The organism is Croceibacterium mercuriale (assembly GCF_000802385.1).
In the GTDB taxonomy this organism is placed as follows: Bacteria; Pseudomonadota; Alphaproteobacteria; order Sphingomonadales; family Sphingomonadaceae; genus Croceibacterium; species Croceibacterium mercuriale.
This window is the reverse complement of sequence record NZ_JTDN01000002.1, coordinates 258,295-283,519: the sequence shown is the minus strand read 5'-3', so window position 1 is coordinate 283,519 and position 25,225 is coordinate 258,295. Positions and strand designations below refer to the sequence as shown.

Annotated in this window: 29 protein-coding genes and 1 tRNA gene; 14 read left to right on the top strand and 16 right to left on the bottom strand. The window is 68.4% G+C overall.

The window, feature by feature from the left end; translation table 11 throughout:
• Positions 1-45 precede the first annotated feature (45 nt).
• On the bottom strand, positions 46-423 hold the full coding sequence (locus PK98_RS11010; protein WP_039096969.1) for a PilZ domain-containing protein: 378 nt from the start codon (positions 421-423) through the stop codon (positions 46-48).
• A 221-nt stretch (positions 424-644) separates the two neighbouring features.
• Positions 645-1,103, bottom strand: a complete 459-nt coding sequence (gene dksA, locus PK98_RS11005; protein WP_039096968.1) for an RNA polymerase-binding protein DksA — start codon at positions 1,101-1,103, stop codon at positions 645-647.
• Positions 1,104-1,399: 296 nt separating this feature from the next.
• Between dksA and PK98_RS11000 the strand changes: the two genes are divergently transcribed.
• Positions 1,400-2,005, top strand: coding sequence for an HNH endonuclease (locus PK98_RS11000; protein ID WP_039096967.1), 606 nt, complete (start codon positions 1,400-1,402; stop codon positions 2,003-2,005).
• 71 nt (positions 2,006-2,076) lie between these two features.
• Entirely contained in the window at positions 2,077-4,341 is a 2,265-nt protein-coding gene (locus PK98_RS10995; RefSeq protein WP_039096966.1) for an NADP-dependent malic enzyme, read from the top strand.
• A gap of 19 nt (positions 4,342-4,360) precedes the next feature.
• On the opposite strand, the gene PK98_RS10990 is transcribed toward PK98_RS10995, so the two are convergent.
• Entirely contained in the window at positions 4,361-5,140 is a 780-nt protein-coding gene (locus tag PK98_RS10990; RefSeq protein WP_039096965.1) for a sulfite exporter TauE/SafE family protein, read from the bottom strand.
• 105 nt (positions 5,141-5,245) lie between these two features.
• Positions 5,246-6,715, bottom strand: a complete 1,470-nt coding sequence (locus PK98_RS10985; protein ID WP_039096964.1) for an aldehyde dehydrogenase — start codon at positions 6,713-6,715, stop codon at positions 5,246-5,248.
• Positions 6,716-6,862: 147 nt separating this feature from the next.
• Between PK98_RS10985 and PK98_RS10980 the strand changes: the two genes are divergently transcribed.
• Genes PK98_RS10980 through PK98_RS10965 form a run of 4 tightly spaced genes read left to right on the top strand, consistent with a single transcriptional unit; the run spans position 6,863 to position 10,974 of the window.
• The gene (locus PK98_RS10980; RefSeq protein WP_039096963.1) at positions 6,863-7,597 is read left to right on the top strand and encodes an ABC transporter ATP-binding protein; all 735 of its coding nucleotides are present in this window, start codon (positions 6,863-6,865) and stop codon (positions 7,595-7,597) included.
• Positions 7,594-9,033: an ABC transporter permease gene (locus PK98_RS10975; protein WP_039096962.1), complete on the top strand. Its 1,440-nt coding sequence runs from the start codon at positions 7,594-7,596 to the stop codon at positions 9,031-9,033. Before PK98_RS10980 ends, PK98_RS10975 begins: the two co-directional genes overlap by 4 nt.
• On the top strand, positions 9,030-10,292 hold the full coding sequence (locus PK98_RS10970) for a DUF3526 domain-containing protein (RefSeq protein ID WP_039096961.1): 1,263 nt from the start codon (positions 9,030-9,032) through the stop codon (positions 10,290-10,292). Before PK98_RS10975 ends, PK98_RS10970 begins: the two co-directional genes overlap by 4 nt.
• Positions 10,285-10,974, top strand: a complete 690-nt coding sequence (locus PK98_RS10965; RefSeq protein WP_039096960.1) for a class I SAM-dependent methyltransferase — start codon at positions 10,285-10,287, stop codon at positions 10,972-10,974. Before PK98_RS10970 ends, PK98_RS10965 begins: the two co-directional genes overlap by 8 nt.
• Positions 10,975-10,981: 7 nt before the next feature.
• Here PK98_RS10965 and trmB read toward each other — a convergent pair whose 3' ends face one another.
• Positions 10,982-11,680, bottom strand: a complete 699-nt coding sequence (gene trmB, locus PK98_RS10960) for a tRNA (guanine(46)-N(7))-methyltransferase TrmB (RefSeq protein ID WP_039096959.1) — start codon at positions 11,678-11,680, stop codon at positions 10,982-10,984.
• 100 nt (positions 11,681-11,780) lie between these two features.
• On the opposite strand from trmB, the gene PK98_RS10955 reads away from it, so the two are divergent.
• The 6 genes from PK98_RS10955 to PK98_RS10930 all read left to right on the top strand — a co-directional run bounded on the left by PK98_RS10955 (position 11,781) and on the right by PK98_RS10930 (position 15,228).
• A complete protein-coding gene (locus tag PK98_RS10955; protein WP_039097585.1) occupies positions 11,781-12,452 on the top strand; it encodes a glutathione S-transferase family protein in 672 nt (223 codons plus the stop codon).
• A gap of 147 nt (positions 12,453-12,599) precedes the next feature.
• Positions 12,600-12,812: a hypothetical protein gene (locus PK98_RS10950; protein ID WP_039096958.1), complete on the top strand. Its 213-nt coding sequence runs from the start codon at positions 12,600-12,602 to the stop codon at positions 12,810-12,812.
• Positions 12,809-13,090, top strand: a complete 282-nt coding sequence (locus tag PK98_RS10945) for an antitoxin Xre/MbcA/ParS toxin-binding domain-containing protein (protein ID WP_039096957.1) — start codon at positions 12,809-12,811, stop codon at positions 13,088-13,090. Before PK98_RS10950 ends, PK98_RS10945 begins: the two co-directional genes overlap by 4 nt.
• A 1-nt stretch (position 13,091) precedes the next feature.
• On the top strand, positions 13,092-13,439 hold the full coding sequence (locus PK98_RS10940) for a DUF1508 domain-containing protein (RefSeq protein ID WP_039096956.1): 348 nt from the start codon (positions 13,092-13,094) through the stop codon (positions 13,437-13,439).
• A 272-nt stretch (positions 13,440-13,711) separates the two neighbouring features.
• Entirely contained in the window at positions 13,712-14,125 is a 414-nt protein-coding gene (locus PK98_RS10935) for a hypothetical protein (protein WP_200885029.1), read from the top strand.
• A 20-nt stretch (positions 14,126-14,145) separates the two neighbouring features.
• Positions 14,146-15,228, top strand: a complete 1,083-nt coding sequence (locus PK98_RS10930; RefSeq protein WP_039097584.1) for an extracellular catalytic domain type 1 short-chain-length polyhydroxyalkanoate depolymerase — start codon at positions 14,146-14,148, stop codon at positions 15,226-15,228.
• A 2-nt stretch (positions 15,229-15,230) separates the two neighbouring features.
• Here the strand turns inward: PK98_RS10930 and ruvC are convergent, their stop codons facing one another.
• The 7 genes from ruvC to PK98_RS10895 form a co-directional block, all read right to left on the bottom strand.
• Positions 15,231-15,707 (bottom strand): crossover junction endodeoxyribonuclease RuvC, encoded by a 477-nt coding sequence (gene ruvC, locus PK98_RS10925; RefSeq protein ID WP_039096954.1) that lies wholly within the window; start codon positions 15,705-15,707, stop codon positions 15,231-15,233.
• A 1-nt stretch (position 15,708) separates the two neighbouring features.
• Positions 15,709-16,452, bottom strand: a complete 744-nt coding sequence (locus PK98_RS10920) for a YebC/PmpR family DNA-binding transcriptional regulator (RefSeq protein ID WP_039096953.1) — start codon at positions 16,450-16,452, stop codon at positions 15,709-15,711.
• 119 nt (positions 16,453-16,571) lie between these two features.
• Complete coding sequence (locus PK98_RS10915; RefSeq protein ID WP_081996201.1) at positions 16,572-17,408, bottom strand: S1/P1 nuclease; 837 nt, start codon at positions 17,406-17,408, stop codon at positions 16,572-16,574.
• A 46-nt stretch (positions 17,409-17,454) separates the two neighbouring features.
• The gene (locus tag PK98_RS10910) at positions 17,455-17,772 is read right to left on the bottom strand and encodes a heavy metal-binding domain-containing protein (RefSeq protein ID WP_039097582.1); all 318 of its coding nucleotides are present in this window, start codon (positions 17,770-17,772) and stop codon (positions 17,455-17,457) included.
• A 61-nt stretch (positions 17,773-17,833) separates the two neighbouring features.
• The gene (locus tag PK98_RS10905) at positions 17,834-18,715 is read right to left on the bottom strand and encodes an SDR family oxidoreductase (protein WP_081996200.1); all 882 of its coding nucleotides are present in this window, start codon (positions 18,713-18,715) and stop codon (positions 17,834-17,836) included.
• A gap of 74 nt (positions 18,716-18,789) precedes the next feature.
• The gene (locus PK98_RS10900) at positions 18,790-19,026 is read right to left on the bottom strand and encodes a DUF2312 domain-containing protein (RefSeq protein WP_039097580.1); all 237 of its coding nucleotides are present in this window, start codon (positions 19,024-19,026) and stop codon (positions 18,790-18,792) included.
• Between the two features lie 81 nt (positions 19,027-19,107).
• Positions 19,108-19,428, bottom strand: a complete 321-nt coding sequence (locus PK98_RS10895) for a DUF1244 domain-containing protein (RefSeq protein ID WP_039097579.1) — start codon at positions 19,426-19,428, stop codon at positions 19,108-19,110.
• A gap of 50 nt (positions 19,429-19,478) precedes the next feature.
• On the opposite strand from PK98_RS10895, the gene pyk reads away from it, so the two are divergent.
• On the top strand, positions 19,479-20,963 hold the full coding sequence (gene pyk, locus PK98_RS10890) for a pyruvate kinase (RefSeq protein ID WP_039096952.1): 1,485 nt from the start codon (positions 19,479-19,481) through the stop codon (positions 20,961-20,963).
• 5 nt (positions 20,964-20,968) lie between these two features.
• On the opposite strand, the gene asd is transcribed toward pyk, so the two are convergent.
• Positions 20,969-21,844 (bottom strand): archaetidylserine decarboxylase, encoded by an 876-nt coding sequence (asd, locus tag PK98_RS10885; protein ID WP_039096951.1) that lies wholly within the window; start codon positions 21,842-21,844, stop codon positions 20,969-20,971.
• 32 nt (positions 21,845-21,876) lie between these two features.
• On the opposite strand from asd, the gene PK98_RS10880 reads away from it, so the two are divergent.
• Positions 21,877-23,529, top strand: coding sequence for an aminotransferase class III-fold pyridoxal phosphate-dependent enzyme (locus PK98_RS10880; protein WP_039096950.1), 1,653 nt, complete (start codon positions 21,877-21,879; stop codon positions 23,527-23,529).
• Here the strand turns inward: PK98_RS10880 and PK98_RS10875 are convergent, their stop codons facing one another.
• The 3 genes from PK98_RS10875 to PK98_RS10865 all read right to left on the bottom strand — a co-directional run bounded on the left by PK98_RS10875 (position 23,530) and on the right by PK98_RS10865 (position 25,030).
• A complete protein-coding gene (locus tag PK98_RS10875; protein WP_039096949.1) occupies positions 23,530-24,135 on the bottom strand; it encodes a hypothetical protein in 606 nt (201 codons plus the stop codon).
• Positions 24,132-24,791, bottom strand: a complete 660-nt coding sequence (locus PK98_RS10870) for a class I SAM-dependent methyltransferase (protein WP_039096948.1) — start codon at positions 24,789-24,791, stop codon at positions 24,132-24,134. Before PK98_RS10870 ends, PK98_RS10875 begins: the two co-directional genes overlap by 4 nt.
• Positions 24,792-24,955: 164 nt before the next feature.
• A tRNA-Gly gene (locus PK98_RS10865) sits at positions 24,956-25,030 on the bottom strand.
• Positions 25,031-25,225 lie beyond the last annotated feature (195 nt).

Sequence of the window (25,225 nt, the reverse complement as noted above, 5' to 3'; positions counted from 1 at the left end):
GCGGCCGGTTCAACCACCCGCCACCTGCCGGCGGGTCAGGCGGTGTCAGACGCGGCGCAGCTTGGTGGGATCGATCGTGGGCGTGACGGACGCAGGCGTGCGGGTGTAGCGCGGGCTTTCCAGTTCGTCCGCCTTGCCGGCAACCGGCACGCGCACCACCGACGGATCGATCTCCTGCGCGAAGGCGATGCCGAACCGTCCATCCTGCCGCCACGCGACGGCACCGCGAACCCAGCCCAGGTTGCGCAGTTCCACGCTGATGGCGGTGCCGCGCACCACGTCGACCTGGCCTTCCGCCATCATGCCGCCGGCAGACAGGTTGCGGACCCGGACCTGATGCTCCGTTCCGTCCTCCTCCACGCGGAGACGGGCGAGCAGGAACATGCTGTCCCGTTGCACCTGGCGTGTGTCGACATTGGTCATCGCGATTTCATGCTCCCTAAGCGCCCGGTACGGAGGTCCAGGCCGGGCTGTGCCTGCCTCCGATCATTCGCCCCCAATGATACCGTGCGCCTCCCGCGCATCAATGGCAGGGATATAGTTAACCTTTGGTCAATGCGCCATGCGCGCAGACCGCGATTGACGTCGAATCGACCGCGAAGGCAGCTGTTGTGCCTTTCCTGGCCAATCCGGGCACCCGGCGGTCAGTCGTCGCGGCTGATCTTTTCGCGCCGTTCATGCGCCTGCTGTGCTTCCACCGTCATGGTCGCGATAGGCCGGGCGATCAGCCGGTTGATGCCGATCGGCTCCCCCGTCACCTCGCACCAGCCATAATCGCCCTCGTCGATCCGGCGCATGGCGGAATCGATCTTGGCGATCAGCTTGCGCTGCCGGTCGCGGGTGCGCAGTTCGATGCCCCAGTCCGTCTCGCTGCTGGCGCGATCGGTCAGGTCGGCTTCCCGCATGGGGCCGTCCTGCAGCGATTGCAGCGTGTTCTCGGACGCGCTGAGGATCGAGCGCTTCCATTCCAGCAGCAGCACGCGGAAGTAGTTCAGCTGTTGCGGCGACATGTATTCTTCGTGGTCGCCGGGCGCATAGTCCCGGTCCAAGGCGCGCTTGGCCTTGGCAAGAATGTCGATGTCGTCGCCCGAAATCGAGGCCATTCGCGTCCACTCCGCCCAGCCTGCCGGCATGCCGTCCGCATGCCACTGTCCGACCGGGGGAGGGCGCCCGCGACATGGCCCCGCCTGATCCCGTGTCCCGGCCGGTGCAGGCTGGCGCGCCTATAAGCGGGGCCATTTGGTCGCACAAGCGACAATGCGGGTCAGGGCACACCGGCATTTCCCCGAACCGGCTGTGGATAAACTGTTCACACCTTTGTGGATTGCCGGTGTGTAACACCCTTGACGCTTTGCGGCGCAAATGATCCTTTCGGAGCCGTCAGGGAGGACACCGTCACGTGTTCAAGGCTGAACTGATCGATCGCGCCAATGCGTTCCGCACGCCGGAACGCGGGCTGCGCGCGCTGGAAAGCTGCCCGGCGCTGGTGCTGAACGCCGATTACACGCCGCTGTCCTACTACCCGCTCAGCCTGTGGCCGTGGCAGACCGCGATCAAGGCGGTGTTCCTGGAACGGGTGGACATCGTCGCCTCATATGACCGGCACGTGCATTCGCCTTCGCTCGACATGAAGATCCCCAGCGTCATCGCGCTGCGGCAATTCGTCAGGCCGTCGGAGTTTCCGGCCTTCACCCGCTTCAACCTGTTCCTGCGCGACCGGTTCGCCTGCCAGTATTGCGGCAGTTCCAGGCACCTGACCTTCGACCATGTGGTCCCGCGGCGGCTGGGCGGTCGCACCACCTGGGAAAACATCAGCACGGCCTGCGCGCCATGCAACATGAAGAAAGGCGGGCGCACGCCGGCGCAGGCCGGCATGGCGCTGCGGCTGCGGCCCCACCGGCCCACCAACTGGCAGCTGCAGCAGCATGGCCGCTCCTTCCCGCCCGGCCACCTGCACGACACCTGGCGGGACTGGCTGTACTGGGATGTGGAGCTGGAGGAATAGCGTCCAAGCCGCAGCACCCTTCCCCCGGGCGGACGGGCGCGCTACGGACCTGGGGCGAATGGAGAGATACCTTGCCCGACACCACCAATAACAGCTTCACCGCGCGCGAGGCGCTGTTCTACCATTCCACGATCCGGCCGGGCAAGATCGAGATCATCGCCAGCAAGCCGATGGCGACGCAGCGCGACCTGTCGCTCGCCTACTCCCCCGGCGTGGCCGTCCCGGTGGAGGCGATCGCCGCCGATCCGGCCTGCGCCGCGCTGTACACCGCCCGGTCCAACCTGGTGGCGGTGATCTCCAACGGCACGGCGATCCTCGGGCTGGGCAATCTGGGCGCACTCGCCAGCAAGCCGGTGATGGAAGGCAAGGCGGTGCTGTTCAAGCGCTTCGCCGATGTGGATGCGATCGATATCGAGCTGGATACCGAGGATCCGGAAGCGTTCATCAACGCCGTCGCGCTGATGGAGCCGACCTTCGGCGGCATCAACCTGGAAGACATCAAGGCCCCCGAGTGCTTCATCATCGAGCAGGCCCTGCGCGAGCGGATGAAGATCCCGGTGATGCACGATGACCAGCATGGCACCGCCATCATCGCCACCGCCGGCCTGCTGAACGCCTGCCACCTGACCGGGCGCGAGCTGAAGGACGTGAAGATGGTGGTGAACGGCGCTGGCGCCGCCGCTATCGCCTGTGCCGCCCTGATCAAGGGGATGGGCGTGCGGCACGATAATGTCACCATGCTCGATCTCGATGGCGTGATCTATCGCGGTCGCACGCAGTCGATGGACCAGTGGAAGAGCGCGCACGCGATCGACACAGAAGCGCGCACGCTGGAGGAGGCGCTGAAGGGCGCCGATATCTTCCTGGGCCTGTCCGCCGCCGGTGCGCTGAAGCCCGAATGGGTCGCCGACATGGCGCCCAAGCCGATCATCTTCGCCATGGCCAATCCGGAACCGGAGATCCGCCCCGAAGCCGCCAAGGCCGTGCGCCCGGATGCGATCATCGCCACCGGCCGGTCGGACTATCCCAACCAGGTCAACAACGTACTGGGCTTTCCCTTCATCTTCCGCGGCGCGCTGGACGTGCAGGCGACCACCATCAATGAAGAGATGAAGATCGCCGCGGCCGAGGCCATCGCCGCCCTGGCGCGCGACCAGGTGCCGGAGGAGGTTGCCGCCGCCTATGGCCGCAACCACCGGTTCGGCACCGAGTACATCATCCCGGCACCGTTCGATCCGCGCCTGATGGAAACGGTCAGCGCAGCCGTCGCCAAGGCGGCGATGGACAGCGGCGTGGCCAAGGCGCCGATCGCCGATCTGGAGGCGTACAAGGTCTCGCTGAAGGCGCGGCTGAACCCCACCACCTCCATCCTGACCAAGGTATACGAAGACGCGCAGAAGAACCCCAAGCGGGTGATCTTCGCCGAGGCGGAGGAGGAGGTCGTGCTGCGCGCCGCCATCCAGTTCCGCGATTTCGGCTATGGCACGCCCGTGCTGGTCGGCCGCACGCAGGCGGTGCGCGACAAGCTGCTGGAGCTGGGCGTGCCGTTCCCCGACCAGTACGAGATCGAGAACAGCGCCACCTCCGCCCATGTGCCTGCCATGGTGGAGCATCTGTATGCCCGGCTGCAGCGCCGCGGCTATACCGAGCGCGACGTGCGCCGGCTGGTGAACCAGGACCGCAACGTCTTCGCCTCCGCGCTGGTGGCGCTGGGCGTGGGCGACGCCATGATCACCGGCACCACGCGCCCCTTCGCGCAGACGATCCGCGAAGTGCAGCTGGTGATCGGCGCGAAGCCCGGCCACCTGCCGTTCGGCGTGCATGCGATGATCGGCAAGAACACCACCGTGTTCCTGGCCGACACCACCATCAACGAACGGCCCGATGCGGCGCAACTGGCGCATATCGCAACGGAAACGGCCGCCTTTGCCCGCAGGATGGGGCACGAGCCCCGCGTGGCGTTCCTGTCCTATTCCACCTTCGGCAACCCGGCCGGCAAGTGGCTGGAAAGCATCCGCGATGCGGTGCAGATCCTGGACAAGGAACAGCCAAACTTCGAATATGAAGGCGAGATGGCGCCCGATGCTGCGCTCAACCCCAAGGTCATGGCGCAATATCCGTTCAGCCGCCTGTCCGCCCCTGCCAACGTGCTGATCATGCCAGGCCTGCAATCGGCCAATCTGTCGGCCAAGCTGCTGCGCGAACTGGGCGGCAATGCCACGATCGGGCCGGTGCTGCTGGGCATGGAGAAGCCGGTGCAGATCGCCCCGATGACCGCCATCGCCCCCGACGTGCTGACCCTGGCCGTGCTGGCCGCGGCCGGCGTGACCGGGTGATGCCTCCGCTACAGCGCGCTCAGGCAGTGAGCGCGCTGTAGACCCCGTAGGCGCTGGTGAGCGTCAGGATGATGCCGACCAGCACCATCAGCTTCTTGGCCGGCACGCGCTTGGCCACCAGCGCGCCGAAGGGTGCGGCCACCACGCCGCCGATCAGCAGCCCGGCCACCGGGTTCAGGAAGGCCGCATCGAACCCTTCGGTGCCCAGGTGGAACAGGAAGCTGGCCGAGATGGTGACGGTCAGGAAGAACTCCGTCGCGTTCACCGTGCCTATCGTGGTGCGCGGGGGCGATCCCTGGATCAGCAGGTTGGACGTCACCACCGGTCCCCAGCCGCCGCCACCGGCCGCATCCAGGAACCCGCCGGCCAAGCCCAGCGGCTCCACGATGCGCGGCTCCTTGGGCTTCAGCGGGAAGCCCAGCCCGCGATACAGCAGGTACAGGCCGATCGCTGTCAGGTAGGCCATGATGAACGGCCGCGTGACCGCCGCATCCAGCGATGTCAGCACATAGGCGCCCAGTGCGCCGCCGATCACACCGGGGATCAGCAGCCTGCCGAACAGCTTCCAGTTGATGTTCCGGTGCAGCGCATGGCTGATGCCCGACACGCCCGTGGTGAAGGTTTCCACGATGTGCGTGCCGGCGGATGCCGTTGCCGGCGGCACGCCCAGGACGCTGATCAGCAGCGTGGAGGAGATGACGCCGAAGGCCATGCCCAGCGCGCCATCCACCAGCTGCGCGGCAAACCCGACCGCAATGAAGGGCAGCAGGGTCGAAAAGTCGAGAACACTGAAATCCATTGTCTACCACGCTGGGGATGTTTGCGCCTGTGTGATGGCGCGACCAGCGGCGGGGAAGGAAGTTTTTCTTGGGGCCGGTCGCGGGAACGAAATTTCGGCGCCGGCTCAGGCGAAGTAGATCGCCTTGGTTTCGGTATAGCCTGCCAGCCCTTCGACCCCGCCCTCGCGCCCGATGCCGGACTGCTTGAAGCCGCCGAACGGCATCTCGATGTCCACGATCATTCCGTTGATGGTCACCGATCCGGCACGATACTGGCGCGCGATGGCGTAGCCGTGCTCCGGATCGGCGGTGTAGACCGCGCCGTGCAGGCCATACTCTGTGGCATTCGCCTTGGCGATCATGTCCGCCTCGTCGGCATAGGTGATGAAGGAGACGACCGGCCCGAAGATCTCTTCCTGAAAAATTGCCATGCCGGGCTCGACATCAGTGAAGATCGTCGGCTCGATGAAGAAGCCGCGATCAAGGTGGGTGGGCCGCCCGCCGCCGCGATGCAGCGTGGCGCCTTCCGCCTGGCCGCGGTCGATATAGCTCTGCACCCGCTCCAGCTGCCGGGCCATCGCCAGCGGCCCCATGCCGGTGCCGGCGGCAAACGGATCACCCAGCTGCACCTGCCCGACCATCCCGGCATAGGCGTCCACGATCTCCTCCTTGCGGCTGGCAGGCACCAGCACGCGGGTCAGCGAGAAGCAGACCTGCCCGGTGATCGGCATGGAATAAGGCACCAGGCTGGGCAGCACGGTCGCGATGTCCGCATCCGGCAGGATCATCGCCGCGCTCTTGCCGCCCAGCTCCAGCCCGACCCGCGCCAGCCGCTCTGCCGCCACGCCGGCGATGTGCCGCCCGGCCGCGGTGGATCCGGTGAAGCTGATCTTGTCCACGCCCGGATGGCGGACCAGGTGGTCGCCGATCTCGCGGCCGCCCGGCAGCAGGTTGAACACGCCCGCGGGCAGGCCGGCCTCGGCCAGGCATTCGGCCAGGATATGCGCATCGATCGGCGTCTCCGGGCTCGGCTTGGCCACCATCGTGCAGCCCGCCGCCAGCGCGGCTGCCACCTTGTAGGTCAGCAGCACCAGCGGGGCGTTCCACGGTGTGACCGCCAGGCACACGCCCGCCGGCTCCGCCACCACGCGCACCTTGCCACCGGCAGAGCGCGTGCGTTCCTCCACGAAGGGGTAGGTGCGGGTCAGCCCGGCATAATAGTCGAACAGGCCGGGCACCTGGTGGCTGGCCTTGCTCGTGAAGCCCAGCACGGCACCGACCTGCCCGGTCCACGCTTCGGCCAACTCCGGCATCCGGGCGCGCAGCAGGCCTGCAACGCGGGTGAGGTACGCACCACGTTCCTCCGGCGCCATGCGCGGCCACGGGCCGTCATCGAAGGCGCGCCGCGCCGCCGCCACCGCTGCATCGGCATCCTCTGCCGACGGCTCGACATAGCTCAGCAATACCTCTTCGGTATGCGGGGCGATTACCTGGTTCTGCACCGTGCCCGTCGCCGCGCGCCAGTCGCCATCGATGAACAGCTGCCGTGCGCCCCTGCCGGTGATGCCGGCGATGGTCCTGGTCAGATGCTCCACGATTGTTCTCCCGCATAGCCGTCGTTTGCACGCCTTGTGCGCCCCATGGCAGCCAGGCTCAAGCGCAATCCCGAGGCTTACAGATGTTGCAACATATCACGTTCTAGGCCAGAGGCGCGGCCGTACCCCGCCATGAAAAGAGCCTGCATGACCGAACCTGCCGCCCCTATCCTGATCCAGGACCTGCACCTTGCCTATGGCGCCCACCGGGTGCTGGATGGCCTGTCGCTGGCGGTGCCGGCCGCCAGCATCACGGCGCTGCTGGGCGGCAACGGGGCAGGCAAGTCGACGACACTGGCCGCGCTGCTCGGCTTCGTGCGCGCGGGCAGCGGCCGGATCGCGGTGAACGGGATCGATCCCGGCGCCGACCCGGACGGCGCGCGCCGGCAGATCGCCTATCTGCCGGAGAATGTCGCCCTCTACGAACATCTGACCGCGGTGGAGAATGCCGACTACCTGCTCGCCCTGTCCGGGGAACGGCATGAGCGCGGCGCCATCACCGATGCCCTGACCGGTGCCGGCCTGCAGGATCGCGCATGGGACCAGCGGCTGGGCGGCTTTTCCAAGGGGATGCGGCAGAAGGTCGCCATCGCGGTCGCGCTGCTGCGGCAGGTGCCGGTGCTGCTGCTGGACGAGCCGACCTCCGGCCTGGATCCGCGCGCCACCGCCGATTTCAACGCGCTGGTCAGCGCGGTGCGCGACCGCGGCACCGCGGTGCTGATGGTGACGCACGACCTGCTCTCCGCCGCCGACGTGGCCGACCGCATCGCCTTCCTGGAGGCCGGCCGCGTCGCGCATGAGGCGGACGCCAGCGGCCCCGACCGGTTCGACGTGCGTGCCCTGCATGCCCGGTTCCAGGCCGGCGGGCAGGTGGCTGCATGAACCGGGTCCGCCTGATCGCAGGTGACGAGCTGCGACTGATGGTGCGCAACCGCGTGGCGGTGATCGCCTTCGTGCTGCTGGTGCTGCTGACGCTGGTGGCGGTCGCCAGCAGCTGGGCCCACCAGCGCGCCAATGCCGACCTGCGCGCGCGTCATGCCGCCGCGGCCGACGCTGCCTTCGATGCGCAACCGGACCGGCACCCGCATCGCGTGGTCCATTACGGGCACTTCATCTTCCGCCCGCTCGGCCCGCTGGCGGCGTTCGATCCGGGCGTGGACAGTTTCACCGGCAACAGCATGTTTCTGGAAGGGCATCGGCAGAACACCGCCAATTTCGGGGATGTGCGGCAAAGTTCGCTGCTGGTCCGCTTCGGCCAGCTGACCCCGGCCTTCGTGCTGCAGGTGGTCGCACCGCTGCTGCTGGTCTTTCTCGGCTATGGCGCACTGGCGCGGGAAAGCGAGCGGGGCACGCTGCGCCTGCTGATGCTGCAGGGCGCGAGCCGGGGACAGGTCGTGCGCGGCAAGCTGCTGGCGCTGGGCATCGTCGCGGTGCTGGCGGGCCTGCCGGCGATGATCGGTTTCGCCCTGATCGCCGGCCAGCCCGGTGCGCTGGCCCTGCCGATGCTGACCATCGCCGCCGGCTATTTCGCCTATCTTGCGCTGTGGGTCGTGCTGATCCTGGCCGTCTCCGCCCTCGTGCGCCGCAGCCGCGATGCGCTGCTGGTGCTGGTGGCGCTGTGGGCGGTCGTCACCGTGCTGCTGCCGCGCATCATGCCGGATGTGGCGGGCGCCGCCGTGCCCCTGCGGAACCGCCTGCAGACCGACGTCGCCATCGCCCGCGACCTGCGCCAGATGGGCGACAGCCACAATCCGGACGATCCGCACTTCGCCGCCTTCAGGCAACAGGTGCTCGACCGCTACGGCGTCACCCGGATCGAGGACCTGCCCGTCAACTACAAGGGGCTGGTCGGCATGGAGGGCGAGCGGCTGACCACCGCCCTGTTCGATCGCTATGCCGGGGACAGCTACGCCGCACAGGACCGGCAGAACGCCCTGGTGCGGGCTGCCGGCATCGTCAGCCCAGCCATTGCCATCCGCACCCTGTCCATGGCGGCGGCAGGTACCGACTTCGCCGGCCACCGCCGCTTCCTGGAACAGGCAGAGGCTTACCGATACGACCTAGTGCAGCGGCTGAACCGACTGCAGGCCGAAGGCGTCAGCTATGCGGACGATACCGCGATCGACCCGGCCGCCGACCGCCGCAAGCGGGTGGAGGCCGGCAACTGGGACGCCATGCCCGATTTCCGCTTCGTCGGCCCGAGCGGCAGCGCGCTGGCCCGCGCGGCGCTGCCCGGCCTGCTGGTCGTCGTTGGCTGGCTGGCCGCAGCGGCCCTGCTGCTCGCCTTTGCCACGCGCCGGCTGGGAGATCGCCGATGAACCTGCTGCTGCACGAACTGCGCCTGCTGCTGCGCCAGAAGCTGACGGTGATCGCGCTGGCTCTGCTGGCGGGGCTGACGATCGCCGCACTGGTCGCCGGCACCGCGGAGGTCGCCCGCCAGCGCGCCGCCATCGCCGCCATCCCGGCCGCGCAGGCGGAGGATATCGGCGCGATCGCCGACTATGTCGTGCGGACCAAAGATGCGGGCAGCGCCGCCTACTATTCCTTCCATCCCACCTGGGATGCACCCGGCCCGCTGGCCTTTGCCGCCCTAGGCATGCGCGATGTCGCGCCCTTCATCCTGCGGGTCCGCGCGCTGGGGCTGGAGGCGCAGATCTATGATGGCGACACCTTCAACCCCGAACTGGCGCTGCCCGGCCGGTTCGACTGGGCCTTCGTGCTGGTGTTCCTGGCTCCGCTGTTCGTGATTGCCCTGTTTCACGATCTGGTTTCGGCCGAGCGGGAGGCCGGCCGGCAGCGCACGCTCGAAGCGCTTCCGCGCGGCGGCAAGGCGGTGTGGCGGCGACGCACCGGGCTGCGGCTGGGGCTGTTGTGGACGATCCTGGGAGCGCCCTTCGCGCTGGCTGCCATCATGCAGGGGGCGGGCATCGGTGCGATCGCGATCGTGCTGCTGGTGACCGCCGCGTACCTGCTGTTCTGGATCGGCATCGCCGCGCTGGTCGGCCGGCTGCGCTGGAGCTCGACCGCCAATGCCGCTGCGCTGGCCGGGCTGTGGCTGGTGCTGGTGCTGGTGCTGCCGACGCTGGCCCATGTGGTGATCAACCGCGCCATTCCGGTGGCGCAGGGGGCGGAGATCGTGCTTGCGCAGCGTGAGGCGGTCAACCGCGCGTGGGACATCCCGCGACAGGACACGATGGACCGCTTCTACGCCAACCATCCCGCATGGGCTGGTTCGGCGCCGCTGGGGCCGGAGTTCCACTACAAATGGTACCTCGCGTTTCACCAGAACGGGGACGAGAGCGTCGCGCCGCAGGTGCGGGCCTACCGCGCCGGACTGGAAGGGCGTGATGCCGCTGGCCAGGGCCTGGGCTGGGTGCTGCCGCCGGTCGGCGTGCAGGCGCTGCTGACCCGGCTGGCCGACACCGACCTGGCCGCGCAGCTCGCCTATCAGGACCGCATCCGCGCCTTTCACGAGCGGCTGCGCAAGTTCTACTACGGCTACCTGTTCACCGACCGCCCGTTCGACCGGGGCGATTTCGACCGGGCGCCCGCGTGGCAGGACACCCGCGATGACTGAGAACCCGTTCATCGCCATGTTCCGCGATCCTGCCCGGACGGCCGCCTATATCGACGGTCCGCGACGGTTCACGCCGGGGCTGGAGGCGCTGCACCGGATGACCGCGATCCTGCTGGCCGAACGCGCCGGGCCGCAGGCGCATGTGCTGGTGCTGGGCGCAGGCGGCGGGCTGGAACTGGCTGCGCTGGCGCAGGCACAGCCGGGCTGGCGCTTCACCGGGGTCGATCCCGCCGGGCCGATGCTGGACCTCGCCCGGCAGACCATGGGCGCGGATGCAGCCCGGGCGGAGCTGATCGAAGGCACGATCGAGGCCGCCCCCGCCGGCCCATTCGATGCCGCGACCTGCCTGCTGACGCTGCACTTCCTGGAACGGGAGGAGCGGACCGAAACCCTGCGGCGGATGCGCGCGCGCATGAAGCCCGGTGCCCCGCTGGTGGTGGCGCATGCCAGCTTCCCGCAGGACGAACCCGCCCGGACCCGCTGGCTGACCCGCTATGCCGCCTTTGCCACCAGCATGGGCGTCGATCCCGCCATGGCGGAGCAGGCGCGCGCCGCGGTCGCCGCCACCCTGCCGGCGATCGATCCCGCGGGCGACGAGGCCTGCCTGCGCGACGCCGGCTTCGGCGGCATCGAACAGTTCTACGCCGCCTTCACCTGGCGCGGCTGGGTCGCCTGCGCCTGACGCGGGGCTACTTGCGACGGTAGCGGAAGTACCAGACCTCGTGCCCCAGTCTGCGGGCCTTGGCCTCGTACCGCGTCTCGCACCAGCCGCCGGGGCGCTGCTGGAAGCTCTGCGGACCGTCCGCCAGCCATTCGAACTGGTGCCAGTGCCGGCGCATCACCATCAGCGCGTGCCGCAGGTAGACCGGGTGATCGGTGCCGAAGCGGAACTCGCCACCGGGGCGCAGCTTGGCGGCGATCAGGTCCAGCGGGCCGTCATTCATCATCCGCCGCTTGGCATGGCGCGCCTTGGGCCATGGGTCGGGATGCAGCAGATAGGCAAAGGACAGCGTGCCGTCTGGAATGCGGGCCAGCACCTCCAGCGCATCGCCATGATGCAGCCGCACATTGGCCAGCGCGCCATCCTCCACATGGACCAGCGCGGCGGCGACGCCGTTCAGGAACGGCTCCGCGCCGATGAAGCGGTGATCGGGCAGCAGGTCCGCGCGATAGGCCAGGTGCTCGCCCGCTCCGAAGCCGATCTCGAAATGCAGCGGCCCGTCGCTGCCGAACAGCGCCTGTGCCGTGACCGGGCCATCGTCCGGGATCGCCAGCCGGGGCAGCAGCGTCTCGACCAGCTGCAGCTGGCGGTCGCGCAGCGCCTTGCCCTTCGATCGGCCATAGAGGCGGTTCAGCGTGGTGGGGTCACCGGATTTGTGGGCAGTCATGGCGCGGGTGCCGGTAACGGCCCGCATCGGCACAGGCAAGCACCCCGCCACCAGCCAAGATGCTGGCGCGCCGCCGCACTTCATGGCAGGGACGCCGCCCATGTGGCAGCTGTTTGCCTTTCCCCTGTGCCCCTTCAGTCGCAAGGTCCGCCTCGCGCTGAGCGAGAAGGGCGTGGCGTACGAGATCCTGCGCGAGCATCCGTGGGATCCGTCGGACCTGTTCGGCCATGTGAACCATGCCCGGCGGACCCCGGCGTTGTGGCTGGAGGAAAAGAACCTCGCGCTGGCCGACAGCCAGGCGATCTGCGAATATTTCGAGGAGACGGTGGAGCGCAGCCCGCTGATCCTGGGCACCGCCGCCGCCCGGGCGGAGATCCGCCGGCTGGTCGCCCTGTTCGACGAGGTGCTGTTCGCCGACGTGGTCAGCCCGCTGCTTCACGAGAAGATGACCAAGCGGATAGTGCTGCGCCAGCCGCCTGATTCGCAGGCGCTGCGCCAGGCGATGCGCGCCGCGCACGAGCATCTCGATTATATCGACTGGCTGGTCGATACCCGCCGGTGGCTGGCGGGCGCACAGTTGAGCCTGGCCGACTTCGCCGCTGCCGCGCAATTGTCGGTCGCGGACTATCTCGGCGGGCTGGACTGGACCGGCCATGATGGCGCACACGGATGGTACCGGGTGATCAAGAGCCGCCCCAGCTTCCGGCCGTTGCTGCTGGAGAAGATGGAAGGCGTGCCGGGCGCCAGTCACTACGCCGACGTCAACGCCTGAGGGTACAATCCCCGCAGGTCAGGCCGGACTAACCGCTTACAATTCGGCCCCTTCGATGCTATATAGATTACATCGCAGGTAAACGCTCGTGTAGGCGCCTGCGGCTGAGAGACACGTCGTGCTCCCGCTTACGTCGAGGAGCCCGACATGGACCTGAACCAGCTTTATTTCGATCATCAGCTCATGTTGATCAGGGCCGACCGGGCGCCGTCGTGTGCCAGCCGGAACGCATCACGGATCGACGCGTCGCTGCTGGCGGCGCGGATCGGCACGATGCAGCGCGGGCTCAAGGCGGCTGCGGCCCTCTCCTGGGAAGGGCTGGCCGCTGTTCCGGCACATCCGCAAGGCTGCCCGGCATGAGCGATCCCGTAGAAACCCCGACGCCCAAGCGTGGCCCCGTACGCTTCCGCCGGGCCGATGCCCCGCGGCTGCAGCCGGACGATGCGCGCCGCCAGGGGGAGATCACGCGGATCGCCTTCCAGCGGCTCGGCCGCGAAGGGGCGATCGCCTTCCTCAACAGCGACAATGCCGAGCTGGGCACCCGCCCGCTCGATCTGGCGACCAGCAGTGCGCAGGGCTTCGCCAGTGTCGAGGCCGCGCTTGGCCGTTTGCCCGTTCCTGCGGCGACGGAGGCCTGACATGATGCACGAATCCACCCGCCAGACCGGCATGCCTGATGGCGGGCAGCTGTCTGCCGACCGGCATTTCATGGAACAGACCGGACACGGCTTCCCGTCCAACGACCAGGCCGGGTGCGGTGTCATCCTCAGCGAGATCGGCGAGGCGCATCAGGGGCACTTTGCCATCTTCCGGGTGCAGTCGACCAGCCTGACCTCCACCCAGTTTGCGGGCGGAGACTGGCGCTGGCGCCTGACGGATCCGGACGGTGCGATCCTCGTCGAGGCAGGCGGCTACCGCAGCGAAGCCCATTGCCGGGAGGCCGTGGCCATCCTGCAGGCGCGCGCCGCTCGCGCGACCGTCGCCTGAACACGCAACGATAATCACGCTTCAGGAGACGGGTCTTGGCCAAGGGTCAGAAGAAATCCAATCGCGAGGTCCGCAAGCCCAAGGTTGAGAAGCCCAAGGTGAACGCGTCCGAGCCCACGGTGAAGCCTGGCACGGTGCGGGGCCTCGAGAACTTTCGTAACAAGTAAGGCCTTTTGTGACCGGGTGCCTTTTGCTGCACCTGCGAAATGACGCCTTGAACATCTGCGCCTTACCATCCATTTACCATCCAGTTGGATGGTTAGGAGCAGATGGTGAGCAACGTTCAGGAGCTGCGGCCCCGGCCGGATAGCGAAAAGATCACGATCAACCTGGGCTATGTCGATCTCGGGCATATCGACCTGCTGGTGCGTGACGGCTTCTACTCCAACCGTTCCGATTTCATCCGCACCGCCGTCCGCAACCAGCTGGAACGGCACCGCGAGGCGGCCGAGAAGTCGACCGTCCGCAAGCAGCTCGACCTCGGCATCAGCCATTTCACCCGCACCCAGCTGGAGGCAGTCCGTGATGCGGGCGAGACGCTCGACATCCGGGTGCTGGGGCTGGCGACGATCGACACCGACGTAACCCCCGATCTCGCGCGCGCCGCGATCGCATCCCTCACAGTTCTGGGCGCATTCCACGCCAGTGCTGCCGTCAAGGCCGCGCTGGCCGATCGCCTCAAGTGACCTCTTTCAAGGACAATCCCATGGCATTGAGCGATTCGATGGCGGAGGTGCTTCGCCTCACCCGGTCCGGCAAGCTGATGGAGGCGACCGCTCTGCTGCAGGGCGGTCCCGGCGCAGGCACGTCAGACGGTACACCGGCTGCAGCCGGCCGCAACGATGCCCTGATCGATCTGGTGTCGGATGGTGGCGTCTGGCGGGCGAAGCCGTCACCGGCGTCCGCCAGTGCCACGCCAGGCCCGGACAAGGCGGCGGCCGCCGCCACCGGGCAGGGCCGCTTCGAGGAGCAGTCCTGGAGCGGGCGCGAGGGCACCATCGGCTACAGGCTGTATCATCCCGCCAACGCCATGGCCGGCATGCCGCTGGTGGTGATGCTGCACGGCTGCACGCAATCGCCGGAGGACTTCGCCCGCGGCACCGGCATGAATGCCCTGGCGGACGAGCTGGGCTTCTTCGTCGCCTATCCCCGGCAGACCGCCAGCGCCAATGCGCAGAAGTGCTGGAACTGGTTCAAGCCGGGCGACCAGCAGCGTGACAGGGGCGAGCCGGCCCTGCTGGCCGGCATCACGCGCCACGTCATTGCCGATCACGCGATCGATCCGGCCCGCGTCTATGTCGCCGGCCTGTCCGCCGGCGGCGCGGCGGCGGCGATCATGGCGGCGGAATACCCCGACATCTACGCGGCCGTCGGCATCCATTCCGGCCTTGGATGCGGGGCCGCGAAGGATTTGCCCAGCGCGCTGATGGCAATGCAGCGCGGCGGCCCGGCACGCCGGCAGGAACGGTTCGTGCCCGTCATCACCTTCCACGGCGACCGCGACACGACCGTGCACGAGGCGAACAGCCAGCAGATCATCGCCGCGGCTTCCGCCGCCGCCGGGGTGACGCTGACAGTCAGGGTGGAGGAGGGCCGCAGCCCGTCCGGACGCAGCTTCACGCGCAGCGTCAGCGTTGATCCGGCCGGCGCGGAGCTGATCGAGCAATGGACGGTCGAGGGATCCGGTCATGCCTGGTCCGGCGGTGACGCGTCCGGCTCCTACACCGATCCCAGCGGGCCGGAGGCGTCACGCGAGATGATGCGGTTCTTCCTGACGCACCGGCGCTGAGGTCACCAGCGCGGCGGCAGCTGCGCGGCGGTGATCGCCACCGCCAGCGCATCCGCCGCATCGGCGCCCACGATCGCGGCGCCCGGCAGCAGCACGCGCAGCATGGCCTGCACCTGCGCCTTTTCCGCCGCGCCGGTGCCAACCACCGCCTGCTTCACGCTGCGCGCCGCATGTTCGGTCACGGGCAGGGCGGCCGCGCCACATGCCGCCAGCACCGCGCCGCGCGCCTGTGCCAGCTTCAGCGTGGATTGCCCGTTCTTGTTGACGAACACCTCCTCCACTGCGGCGCGGTCCGGCTGGTGCTCGGCAATCACCGCCGCCACCGCGGCATAGAGCGCGGCCAGCCGGTCGGACAGCGCACCGCCAGCCGGGCTGGGCACCTGGCCATTGGCCACATGGCTCAGCCGCGACCCCTCGCAGCGCACCACCCCCCAGCCGGTGCAGGACAGCGAGGGATCGAGGCCCAGGATCAGTGGCAAGTCAGCCCAGCGATTCCATCACCGCGTCGGACAGCTCGTAATTGCCCCACACCGTCTGGACGTCGTCATCCTCTTCCAGCGTGTCGATCAGCTTGAGCAGCGTGCCCGCATCGTCCTCCGCCACATCGACGCTGAGGCCCGGCTTCCACGCCAGCTTCACGCTTTCGGGCTCGCCCAGCGCCTTCTCCAGCGCGCCGGCCACCTCGTGCAGCGACTCCATCGCGGTCCAGATCGTGTGGCCGTCCTCGCTGCTTTCCACATCGTCGGCGCCTGCCTCGATCGCGGCTTCCAGCACCTGCTCCTCGCCGCCGGCGGTGGCCGGGTACTCGATCAGGCCCTTGCGCTCGAACCCGTGCGCGACCGCGCCCGATGCGGCCAGGTTGCCGCCATTCTTGCTGAAGGCGGTGCGCACATTGGTGGCGGTGCGGTTGCGGTTGTCGGTCAGCGCCTCGACGATGATGGCGACCCCGCCCGGGCCATAGCCTTCATAGCGGATCTCCTCGTAATCCTCGCCTCCGGCCGCCGCGGCCTTGTCGATCGCGCGCTGGATGTTGTCCTTGGGCATGGACACCGCCTTGGCGTTGTTCACCGCCAGCCGCAGGCGCGGGTTCATGTCAGGATCGGGCATGCCCGACTTCGCCGCCACGGTGATCTCGCGGCTGAGCTTGGAGAACTGGGCGGAGCGTTTTTTGTCCTGCGCGCCCTTGCGGTGCATGATGTTCTTGAACTTGGAATGGCCGGCCATGAGAACCCCGGAAGAATGACTGTCCTGGGGCCGCCACCTGCCGCCCCGAAGGGCAGGCCCTTACACCTGACAGGCGCGGAAGGGCAACCGGCGGACCGCCCGCCGCGGCCCGCCCGCGCTCAGTTGCCGTCGGCCGCCACCTGCGTGCCACCCGCGCAATGGCCGAAGGCGGCATCCAGATAGCTGGCGAGGCGGAGGCCCGCCTTGGTCAGCTGCTGATGCACAAGCGGGCGCGTGCGGAAGATATATGCGCTGTCGATCATCCCCTTTTCGGTTTCCGAGGATACCTCCGGATAGATCTGGCCATGCAGGCCGCGCGATTCGTCCGCCCAGGCGACCGGATCGGTGCCGGACCAGGCGATCGCCTGCTCGCTGGTGATGTTGCGTTCCAGGAAGTCGGCCCACTCGCTCCACGACATCTGCTCCAGGTCGATCAGCGCATTGTCCCAGACCGAGTGCAGGTTCATGTCCTCGCCCCGCATCGTGACGATCGCGTCGTTGCCGCCCCGGTCGGTCGCGTTGCCGGCATGCAGCGGCTGGTTCAGGTCGCCGACGAAATGCACGATCATGCGCAGCGCGGCGCGGCGATCCTCCAGCGGGGCGGAGCGGTCCAGCACCGTCGCGCGCGACTGGGCCAGGGCGGAAACCGCATCACCTTCCGGCGGCGCTCCGGTCGCGGCATAGCCCTGCCCGTCAGGAATGGTCACGAAATGCCACGGGAATGTCCGGTCATGCCAGTGCGGGTCCGGCGACAGGCGCATGTAATCGGGCCAGTTGGCGGCATCGGCCAGCGTCTCCGTGCCCAGCAGGTCGCGGATCTCCAGCCGGGTCTGCCCGCAGACGAACCGGTCCCCCAGCTCGGCCACGACCCGGTGGCCGGTCGGCCCCCACGCCTGTGCGGTGCCGGGCATGACCAGCGCCAGGCCCAGGCAAAGTGCAGGAAGAAGGCGCTTCATTGTCAGTCCTTGATACAGGGGGCTGTCGGCCAGCGCCGCAATCCGGTCAGATCCGGACCGCCGTGCCGCTGGCGCTGACCATCAGCATGGACCCGGTATCGCCGATCACCTCGTAGTCAAGATCGACGCCGACCACCGCATTGGCACCCAGCCGGGCGGCCTCCTCCTGCAATTCGGCGATCGCCTGCTGCCGCGCATCCTTCAGCACCCGTTCGTAGGATCCGGCCCGCCCGCCCACGATGTCGCGGATGCTGGCGAACAGGTCGCGGAACATGTTGGCGCCGATGATCGCCTCTCCGGTGACCACGCCCAGGTAATCGCGCACCGGGCGCCCTTCTACCGTGGGCGTGGTGGTGACGATCATGGCCGTCGGGCTTTCCGGCCTGTCGTCGCGCGCCGCCCGGCTGCCGTCGGTGGACCAGGGACTAACCATTGATCACGCTCCCGCCATTGGGATGCAGCACCTGGCCGGACATGTAGCTGGAATCCTCGCACGCCAGGAACAGGAAGGCGGGCGCGACCTCGTTGGGCTGGCCTGCGCGGCCCATCGGCGTGTTCTGGCCGAAGGTGGGGATCTTTTCCGGCGGGGCGCCGCCGGCCGGGTTCAGCGGGGTCCAGATCGGCCCGGGCGCCACCGCGTTCACCCGGATCCCCTCGCCCACGAGGTTCTCGGACAGGGACCGGGTGAAGGCGGTGATCGCCCCCTTGGTGCTGGAATAGTCCAGCAGGCCGGCGCTGCCCTGGTACATGGTGACGCTGGTGCAGTTCACGATCGTCGCGCCGCTCTGCAGATGCGGGCGCGCCGCCTGCACCATGTAGAACATGGAGAAGATGTTGGTCTGGAACGTGCGCTGCAGCTGTTCCGGGGTGATGTCGGTGATGTCCTGGTCCGGGTGCTGTTCGCCGGCATTGTTGACCAGCACGTCCAGCCGGCCCCAGCGGTCGATCACCGCGCGCACGAAACCGCTGGCATGGCGCTGGTCGCCCAGGTCGCCGGCCGACAGCATGACCTCGGCCCCTTCGGCCTTGCACAGGGCCTCGGTGTGGTGGGCATCGGCATGTTCGTTGAGATAGGCGATGGCGACATTGGCGCCTTCGCGCGCGAACAGGATCGCCACCGCCCGGCCGATACCCGAATCGCCGCCGGTGACGATCGCCACCTTGCCCCGCAGCCGGCCTGAACCGGGATAGCGGGGCATGAACTCGGGCTTGGGGCTGAGCTCGCCTTCATTACCCGGCAGTCCCGGCTCTTCCGGGATGGGGGCGATGTAGGCTTGCCCGGTGACGGGCGGCTGGGGGGTGCTCATGGCGGCGGCTCCGTGGCTGAAGGATCGTTCCCCCTTCAAACCAATGCCGCGCGCCAAGCGTTCCTACCCCTCGATCAGCCCAGGCCCAGCGCCGTCTTGTAGGTATCCAGCACCATTTCCATCTCGCGGCGGTCGTCGGGCTTCATCTTACGCAGCCGCACGATCTGGCGCATGATCTTGGCATCGTAACCCACGGCCTTCGCCTCGGCATAGACGTCGCGGATGTCGTCACTGATGCCCTTCTTCTCTTCCTCCAGACGCTCCACCCGCTCGATCAGCAGGCGCAGGCGGTCGTCGGTGTTCTCGGCCATGAAGGGGTGCTCCGTCAGATTCGTGGGAAAGGCGCGGCTGATAGCCAGCAAGTGCCGGTCGGTGAAGGGGCAAGCGCCCGCTCAGTGCCCGCCCGCGTTCAGCGCCACGCTCGCGTCCATCCGCGCCAGCTGCTCCGGCGTGGCGGGTGTGGTGTGGTTCGCCTTCCATTCGGCGGACGGCATGCCGTGGATCAGCGTGCGCGCCGCCTCCTTGTCACCCGGAAAGCCGCCATCGCGGATCCAGTCGCCCAGGCAGTTGCGGCAGAACCCCGCCAGGCCCATCAGGTCGATGTTCTGCGCATCGGTGCGATGGCGCAGGTGGCGCACCAGCCGACGGAACGCGGCGGCGGCGACCGCATCGGGCAGGGTGTCCAGTTCGTCGGCCGGTTCAGTATTAACCACGATGTGCTTCGTCCTTGTGTTGTCGTGTTTCATTGCCATAGCCTTGGCCCATGACGACGACCCCCAGTCCCAGCAAGCTTGGCCCGCGCGCTCGCAAGGTCAAGATCCTCGCCACGATCGGGCCCTCCAGCCGCGATCCCGACATGCTGCGCCGCCTGGTGCGCGCGGGCGCCGATGCGTTCCGCGTGAACCTGTCCCACGGCGACCACGAAACCCACGCCGCCTCCATCGCCGCGATCCGCGCGCTGGAAAAGGAACTGCACCGCCCGCTGACCATCCTGTGCGACCTGCAGGGACCCAAGCTGCGCGTCGGCGCCTTTGCCGAAGGGCGCGCGCTGATCCCGCATGGCGGCCGCTTCGTGCTGGACCGGGACCCGACCTTGGGTGACGCCACCCGCGTGCAGCTGCCGCATCCCGAACTGTTCGGCCTGATGTCCAAGGGGCAGCGGCTGCTGATCAATGACGGCAAGATCCGCCTGCGGGTGGTGGAAGCCACCGAGCAGCAGATCGTCTGCACGGCCGAGGTCGGCGGCGTCATTTCCGACCGCAAGGGCGTGAACGTGCCCGATGCGGAGATCCCGATCCCGGCGCTGACGGAAAAGGACCGGCGCGACCTGGCCTTTGCCATGGAACAGAATGCCGACTGGATCGGCCTGTCCTTCGTGCAGCGGCCGGAGGATCTGGCCGAGGCGCGCAAGCTGATGGGCGGGCGCGGCGCGCTGTGCGCCAAGATCGAGAAGCCGCAGGCGATCAAGCGCCTGGCCGAGATCATCGAGCTGTCGGACGGCGTGATGGTCGCCCGCGGCGACCTGGGCGTGGAGCTGAACCCCGAAGAGGTTCCGCCGCTGCAGAAGAAGATCGTCAACGCCACCCGCCTGCTGGGCAAGCCGGTGATCGTGGCGACGCAGATGCTGGAAAGCATGATCGAAAGCCCCGCGCCGACCCGTGCGGAGGTGTCGGACGTGGCCAATGCCGTCTATGATGGCGCCGATTGCGTGATGCTCAGCGCCGAAACCGCCGCCGGCCAGTGGCCGGAAGAGGCCGTGCTGATGATGGATGCCATCGCCCGCCAGGTGGAACGCGACGACGGCTATCGCCAGCGGGTGCGGATGCTCGACACGCCGCCCGATCCGACGACGGCCGATGCGCTGGCCCACGCATGCATGACCATTGCCGACACGGTCAGCATCGGCGCCATCGCCGTGTTCACCAGCACCGGCGTCTCCGCCCGCCGCGTCGCGCGCGAACGGCCGAGCGTGCCGGTGATGGTGCTGACCCCGTCCATGGCGGTGGCCCGCCGGGTGGCGCTGCTGTGGGGCGCGCATCCCGTGGCAACCAAGGATATCGGCAGTTTCGAGGAGATGATCGCCAAGGGCAAGCGCATGGCGCTGCGCCACGGCATGGGCGGCAAGGACAGCAAGCTGATCGTGCTGGCAGGCGTGCCCTTCGGCATGGCCGGCGCGACCAACCTGCTGCATGTCGTGACGCTGAAGGGTGACGAGCTGGAACAGCACACGGCCCGGTCCGGCAGCTGATCCGGTCAGCCGGGCGCCGCCGGCCTGCAGGCCAGCGGCGTGCCGGCGCGGATCGCCTGCCCCTCCGCCAAGTCCGGCACGAACCGGGCATCGCCGGGCAGGAACATCAGGATGGTGGAGCCATGCTCGAACCAGCCCATCTCCGCGCCCCTAGCCACCGGCACCGCCAGCGCCTGCCGCTCCGCCCCGCCGTCGCGCAGCAGGGCCGGCGTATCCAGGAAGGTCAGCCGGATGCTGGCCACCAGGATCGCCGCCACCGGCACTAGCAGCACCGCCGTGCCATCCGCCAGCCGCGCCTCGATCACCGCGCGCTCGTTGCGACAGAACAATCGCTCCACCCGCTTCAGTGCGATCGGATTGACGTTCCAGCAATCGCCCGAGCGATAGGTCACGCCTTCCACCATCAGGTCGGCCGGGGCGTGGAAGCGGTGATACATGCCTGCGGTCAGCCGCAGGGTGACGAACCAGCCATCGGCGAACCGTTCGGCCAGTGCCGGGTCGGGCAGCAGCTCGTCCAGCCGGTACGGATAACCCTTCACCTGCCACGCGACGCCATCCGCCACCCGCCCATGCGCGCCGACGATGGCATCACAGGGGCTGGCGATCAGCGCCGGATCGGAGGGGAAGGGCCTGGCTCCGAGCTGCAAGGCCCGCGTGAAACCTTCGCCCAGCGAGCGGAAGCTGGTCGTTCGCGTATCCGAAAGATCCACATGCGCGAAGAATCGCCACGCAGCCAGCGCAGGCCATGCGATCAGCGGGTGCTCGCTGCGGGCAATGCGCCCCACCAGCTGCGTCGCCCAGCGGCGGGGCAGGCGGTTGGTCAGCAGGAAATTGAGGTCTTCCTGCAGCAGCAGGCCCATCAGGCGCTGTCGCAATGTCATGGCCGTGTCACCCGGATGCGGTGAAAGCGGCCATGCATCCGATCCTTGCCGCCCTGCTGGGCTCCACCGCCGCGCTGGCTCTCGACAAGGGACGCCGGCGCCTCGCGCTGTCGCGCGCCAAGCATCCCTCGCTGGGCGGACATGTCCGCATGGCCAAGCGGGTCGCGGGGCAGATCCCGGGCTTCGCGCAACCGGCCGACCGCTTCTTCGCCGCCGATGGCGCGGCGGAGGATGTCGCGCGGCGGCGGCAGGCCGGGTTCGACCGGCTGGCTGCATTGTACCGGCAGCGGTTCGCCCGCACGCTGGAACTGACGCGCGAGGTGCGGCCCGGCCTGTCCGACCTGCAATTCACCGGCAGCTACCGCGTCCCGTTCCCCTTCGCCGCCCTCGTGCGCGAGCAGCTGGGCACCGGCGCCTTCCTGCAGCGGAGCGAAGGACCGGAGGTGATCGATCTGGACGGCAACCGCCTGATCGACCTGACCGGCAGCTATGGCGTCAACCTGTTCGGCTACGAATTCTACAAGCAGTGCATCGCCGAAGGGGCGGCAGCGGTGGCCGAGCTGGGCCCGGTGCTGGGCGCCTACCACCCGCTGCTGGCCGACAATGTCCGCCGGCTGCGCGCGCTTTCCGGCATGGACGAGGTGTCGTTCCACATGTCCGGTACCGAAGCGGTGATGCAGGCCGTACGACTGGCGCAGTATCATACCGGCGCCCAGCGGATCGTGCGCTTCGCCGGTGCCTATCACGGCTGGTGGGGCGATGTGCAGCCCGGCATCGGCAATCCCGTGCCGGCCGACCGCACGCTGACCCTGGCCGACATGTCCGAGCGCACGCTGCACGTCCTCGCCACCAGGCGCGACATCGCCTGCGTGCTGGTGAACCCGTTGCAGGCGCTGCATCCCAACAAGGCGGCGGCGTCGGACAACCAGCTGGTCGACAGCGCCGGGCGCAGCGCGGGCGCGGACCTGCCCGCCTATCGCGCCTGGCTGCACCGGCTGGCGGAGGTCTGCCGGGGCAACGGCATCGTGCTGATCTTCGACGAGGTGTTCCTGGGCTTCCGCCTGGCACCCGGCGGCGCGGCCGAGTATTTCGGCGTGCGCCCGGATCTGGTCACCTATGGCAAGACGCTGGGCGGCGGGCTGCCGGTGGGCGTGCTGGCGGGCCGCGCCGCGCTGATGAAGCGCTGGCGCGATGATCGCCCGCTGGACATCTGCTTCGCCCGGGGCACCTTCAACGCGCACCCCTATGTCATGGGAGCGATGGACGCCTTCCTGCGCCGGCTTGAAACACCGGAGGTGAGCGAACTGTATCACGGGCTGGATGCCCGCTGGAATGCGCGGGCCACGGCGATGAACGCGGCGCTGACCAGGGCAGGCGTGCCCGTGCAGGTCGCCCATCTGCAGACGATCTGGACCGTGCTGTACACGCGACCCGCGGCCTATAACTGGATGCTGCAATATTACCTCCGCGCCGAAGGGCTGGCGCTCAGCTGGGTTGGCACCGGGCGGCTGATCTTCAGCCTGGACATCGACGATGCCATGTTTGCCGAGATCACCCGCCGCTTCGTCGCCGCCGCCTGTGCGATGGCGGCGGATGGCTGGTGGGACACGCCCGCCGGCCTGACCGACAAGGGCCTGCGCCGCGGCGTGCTGGGCGCGGCGCTGGCGACCCGGCTGCGGCGCTGATCAGGCGGGGCTGCCGTCCGGATAGTCCATCCGCTCGCCCTTCAACAATCGGCGGGGCGCCCCCTTGTACAGGCGGAAGTCACTGAACGGATCGGTCACGATCTTGGTCGCCCAGACCAGGCCGGTCTCTACGTCGCGAATGAAGAACAGGTGCACGCTGCGGAACGCGATCGCGCCCACGCCCAGCACCAGCCAGCCGATCCCGACATGACGCAGATAGCCTTCGACGCCATCCGCCGGCAGCAACGCGCCCCACAGGGTCGGCTGCAGCAGCAGCACCAGCGGCACCGCCAGCCACAGGCTCATCAGCACCCATTTGCGCTGGAGGTTGTAGCCGATCTTGATCTCTTCCTTGTGATCGTGCGTCGCCGCATTCACGTGGTCGTAGCCCTTGGGCTCGAAGAAGAAATGCCCCGCCTGCCGGCTGGTCATCGCCACGCCCCAAGCCAGCAGGCTGGCGACCGCCGGGTCCACCCACAGGATCGCATAGGCCACCATGAAGGTGCAGGCGCTGACGAAGTGCAGGGTCTGGTTGACCAGGCTGTGGTGGTAGAACCGGTGGTCGTCCCACCGCTGCTCGGCAAGCTGCTCACGAAAACCGGTCATCGGGCGTGATCCTCGGGGCTGATCTTCTGGTAACGGACAAGGGAGAAGTGGCCCAGCGGCGGCAGCGGGCGGTTCTCGGCCAGGCGGATGTCGGGCCGGGTGGCGGCCCAGTTCTCGTACCGGCTCCACGGAAATTCCGTGCGGAAGCCCAGGCGGCTGGTCAGCGGCATCAGCGTGCGTTCGATCGCGCCGCGCAGGCCGTGCCCCGCGCCCACGCGGGTGGTGATGATGATCTCGCCCCCCGGCCGGCAGATCCGGGCAAATTCGTCCAGCGCGCGTTCCGGGTGCGGACAACCGGTGATGACATATTGCGCGACCACCGCATCGAAGCTGTCATCGGCGAAGTGCAGCGCCTCCGCATCGGCGACGACGACCTGCTCCACATGGGTCAACTGCTCGGCCCGCACCCGGGCGCGGGCCTTGTCCAGCATGGCATCGGACAGGTCGACCGCCACGATGCGCAGGTCGCGCGAATATTGGGGCAGGGAGATGCCGGTGCCCACGCCCACCTCGATGATGCGGCCGCCAACCCGGTCGGCGGCGACGATCGCGGCGGAGCGGCCGGTGCGGAAGACCGGGCCGAACACCAGATCATAGACCGGGGCCCATCGGTCATAGGCGCGGGCGACGCCCGCCGTGCTCATCTGCGTGGTCATGCCGGTGCTTCCCGCGTTGTGACCGGCCTGTCATCGCAGGGCCAGATGACGCTTGCAGGACAGCACGGTGACAGTTCCGCGAACCGGCGCGGCGCGCTGGTTCGCCGATCCGGCGGGGCATGGGCCGCAACATCGGCGTCACATGCTGGCGATATGGGGATCGCTGGAGCGGGCGAAGGGATTCGAACCCTCGACCCCAACCTTGGCAAGGTTGTGCTCTACCACTGAGCTACGCCCGCTCTCTGGCGCGTCACCGTTCCGTGCGAAAACCGCGTGGCCCGGTGGGGAGGCGCGCCACTATCAAAGGGTCGCCACCCCTGCAAGCGCAAAAACGCAACCGTGGCCGACAGGCTGTTCGCCCTTGGCAAATTGCCGCCACGGGCCACATAGGTCGGCAGCATATCTTTCAGCGGCAGGGAGCGGCAATCTTGGCA

Excerpts from the sequence above, each read along its gene's own strand:
- PK98_RS11010 (WP_039096969.1), bottom strand. The coding sequence starts at position 423 with ATGACCAATGTCGACACACGCCAGGTGCAACGGGACAGCATGTTCCTG.
- dksA (WP_039096968.1), bottom strand. The coding sequence starts at position 1,103 with ATGGCCTCGATTTCGGGCGACGACATCGACATTCTTGCCAAGGCCAAG.
- PK98_RS10990 (WP_039096965.1), bottom strand. The coding sequence starts at position 5,140 with ATGGATTTCAGTGTTCTCGACTTTTCGACCCTGCTGCCCTTCATTGCG.
- PK98_RS10980 (WP_039096963.1), top strand. The coding sequence starts at position 6,863 with ATGACCGAACCTGCCGCCCCTATCCTGATCCAGGACCTGCACCTTGCC.
- PK98_RS10975 (WP_039096962.1), top strand. The coding sequence starts at position 7,594 with ATGAACCGGGTCCGCCTGATCGCAGGTGACGAGCTGCGACTGATGGTG.
- PK98_RS10970 (WP_039096961.1), top strand. The coding sequence starts at position 9,030 with ATGAACCTGCTGCTGCACGAACTGCGCCTGCTGCTGCGCCAGAAGCTG.
- PK98_RS10965 (WP_039096960.1), top strand. The coding sequence starts at position 10,285 with ATGACTGAGAACCCGTTCATCGCCATGTTCCGCGATCCTGCCCGGACG.
- trmB (WP_039096959.1), bottom strand. The coding sequence starts at position 11,680 with ATGACTGCCCACAAATCCGGTGACCCCACCACGCTGAACCGCCTCTAT.
- PK98_RS10955 (WP_039097585.1), top strand. The coding sequence starts at position 11,781 with ATGTGGCAGCTGTTTGCCTTTCCCCTGTGCCCCTTCAGTCGCAAGGTC.
- PK98_RS10950 (WP_039096958.1), top strand. The coding sequence starts at position 12,600 with ATGGACCTGAACCAGCTTTATTTCGATCATCAGCTCATGTTGATCAGG.
- PK98_RS10945 (WP_039096957.1), top strand. The coding sequence starts at position 12,809 with ATGAGCGATCCCGTAGAAACCCCGACGCCCAAGCGTGGCCCCGTACGC.
- PK98_RS10940 (WP_039096956.1), top strand. The coding sequence starts at position 13,092 with ATGATGCACGAATCCACCCGCCAGACCGGCATGCCTGATGGCGGGCAG.
- PK98_RS10930 (WP_039097584.1), top strand. The coding sequence starts at position 14,146 with ATGGCATTGAGCGATTCGATGGCGGAGGTGCTTCGCCTCACCCGGTCC.
- PK98_RS10920 (WP_039096953.1), bottom strand. The coding sequence starts at position 16,452 with ATGGCCGGCCATTCCAAGTTCAAGAACATCATGCACCGCAAGGGCGCG.
- PK98_RS10915 (WP_081996201.1), bottom strand. The coding sequence starts at position 17,408 with ATGAAGCGCCTTCTTCCTGCACTTTGCCTGGGCCTGGCGCTGGTCATG.
- PK98_RS10910 (WP_039097582.1), bottom strand. The coding sequence starts at position 17,772 with ATGATCGTCACCACCACGCCCACGGTAGAAGGGCGCCCGGTGCGCGAT.
- PK98_RS10905 (WP_081996200.1), bottom strand. The coding sequence starts at position 18,715 with ATGAGCACCCCCCAGCCGCCCGTCACCGGGCAAGCCTACATCGCCCCC.
- PK98_RS10900 (WP_039097580.1), bottom strand. The coding sequence starts at position 19,026 with ATGGCCGAGAACACCGACGACCGCCTGCGCCTGCTGATCGAGCGGGTG.
- pyk (WP_039096952.1), top strand. The coding sequence starts at position 19,479 with ATGACGACGACCCCCAGTCCCAGCAAGCTTGGCCCGCGCGCTCGCAAG.
- asd (WP_039096951.1), bottom strand. The coding sequence starts at position 21,844 with ATGACATTGCGACAGCGCCTGATGGGCCTGCTGCTGCAGGAAGACCTC.
- PK98_RS10880 (WP_039096950.1), top strand. The coding sequence starts at position 21,877 with ATGCATCCGATCCTTGCCGCCCTGCTGGGCTCCACCGCCGCGCTGGCT.
- PK98_RS10875 (WP_039096949.1), bottom strand. The coding sequence starts at position 24,135 with ATGACCGGTTTTCGTGAGCAGCTTGCCGAGCAGCGGTGGGACGACCAC.
- PK98_RS10870 (WP_039096948.1), bottom strand. The coding sequence starts at position 24,791 with ATGACCACGCAGATGAGCACGGCGGGCGTCGCCCGCGCCTATGACCGA.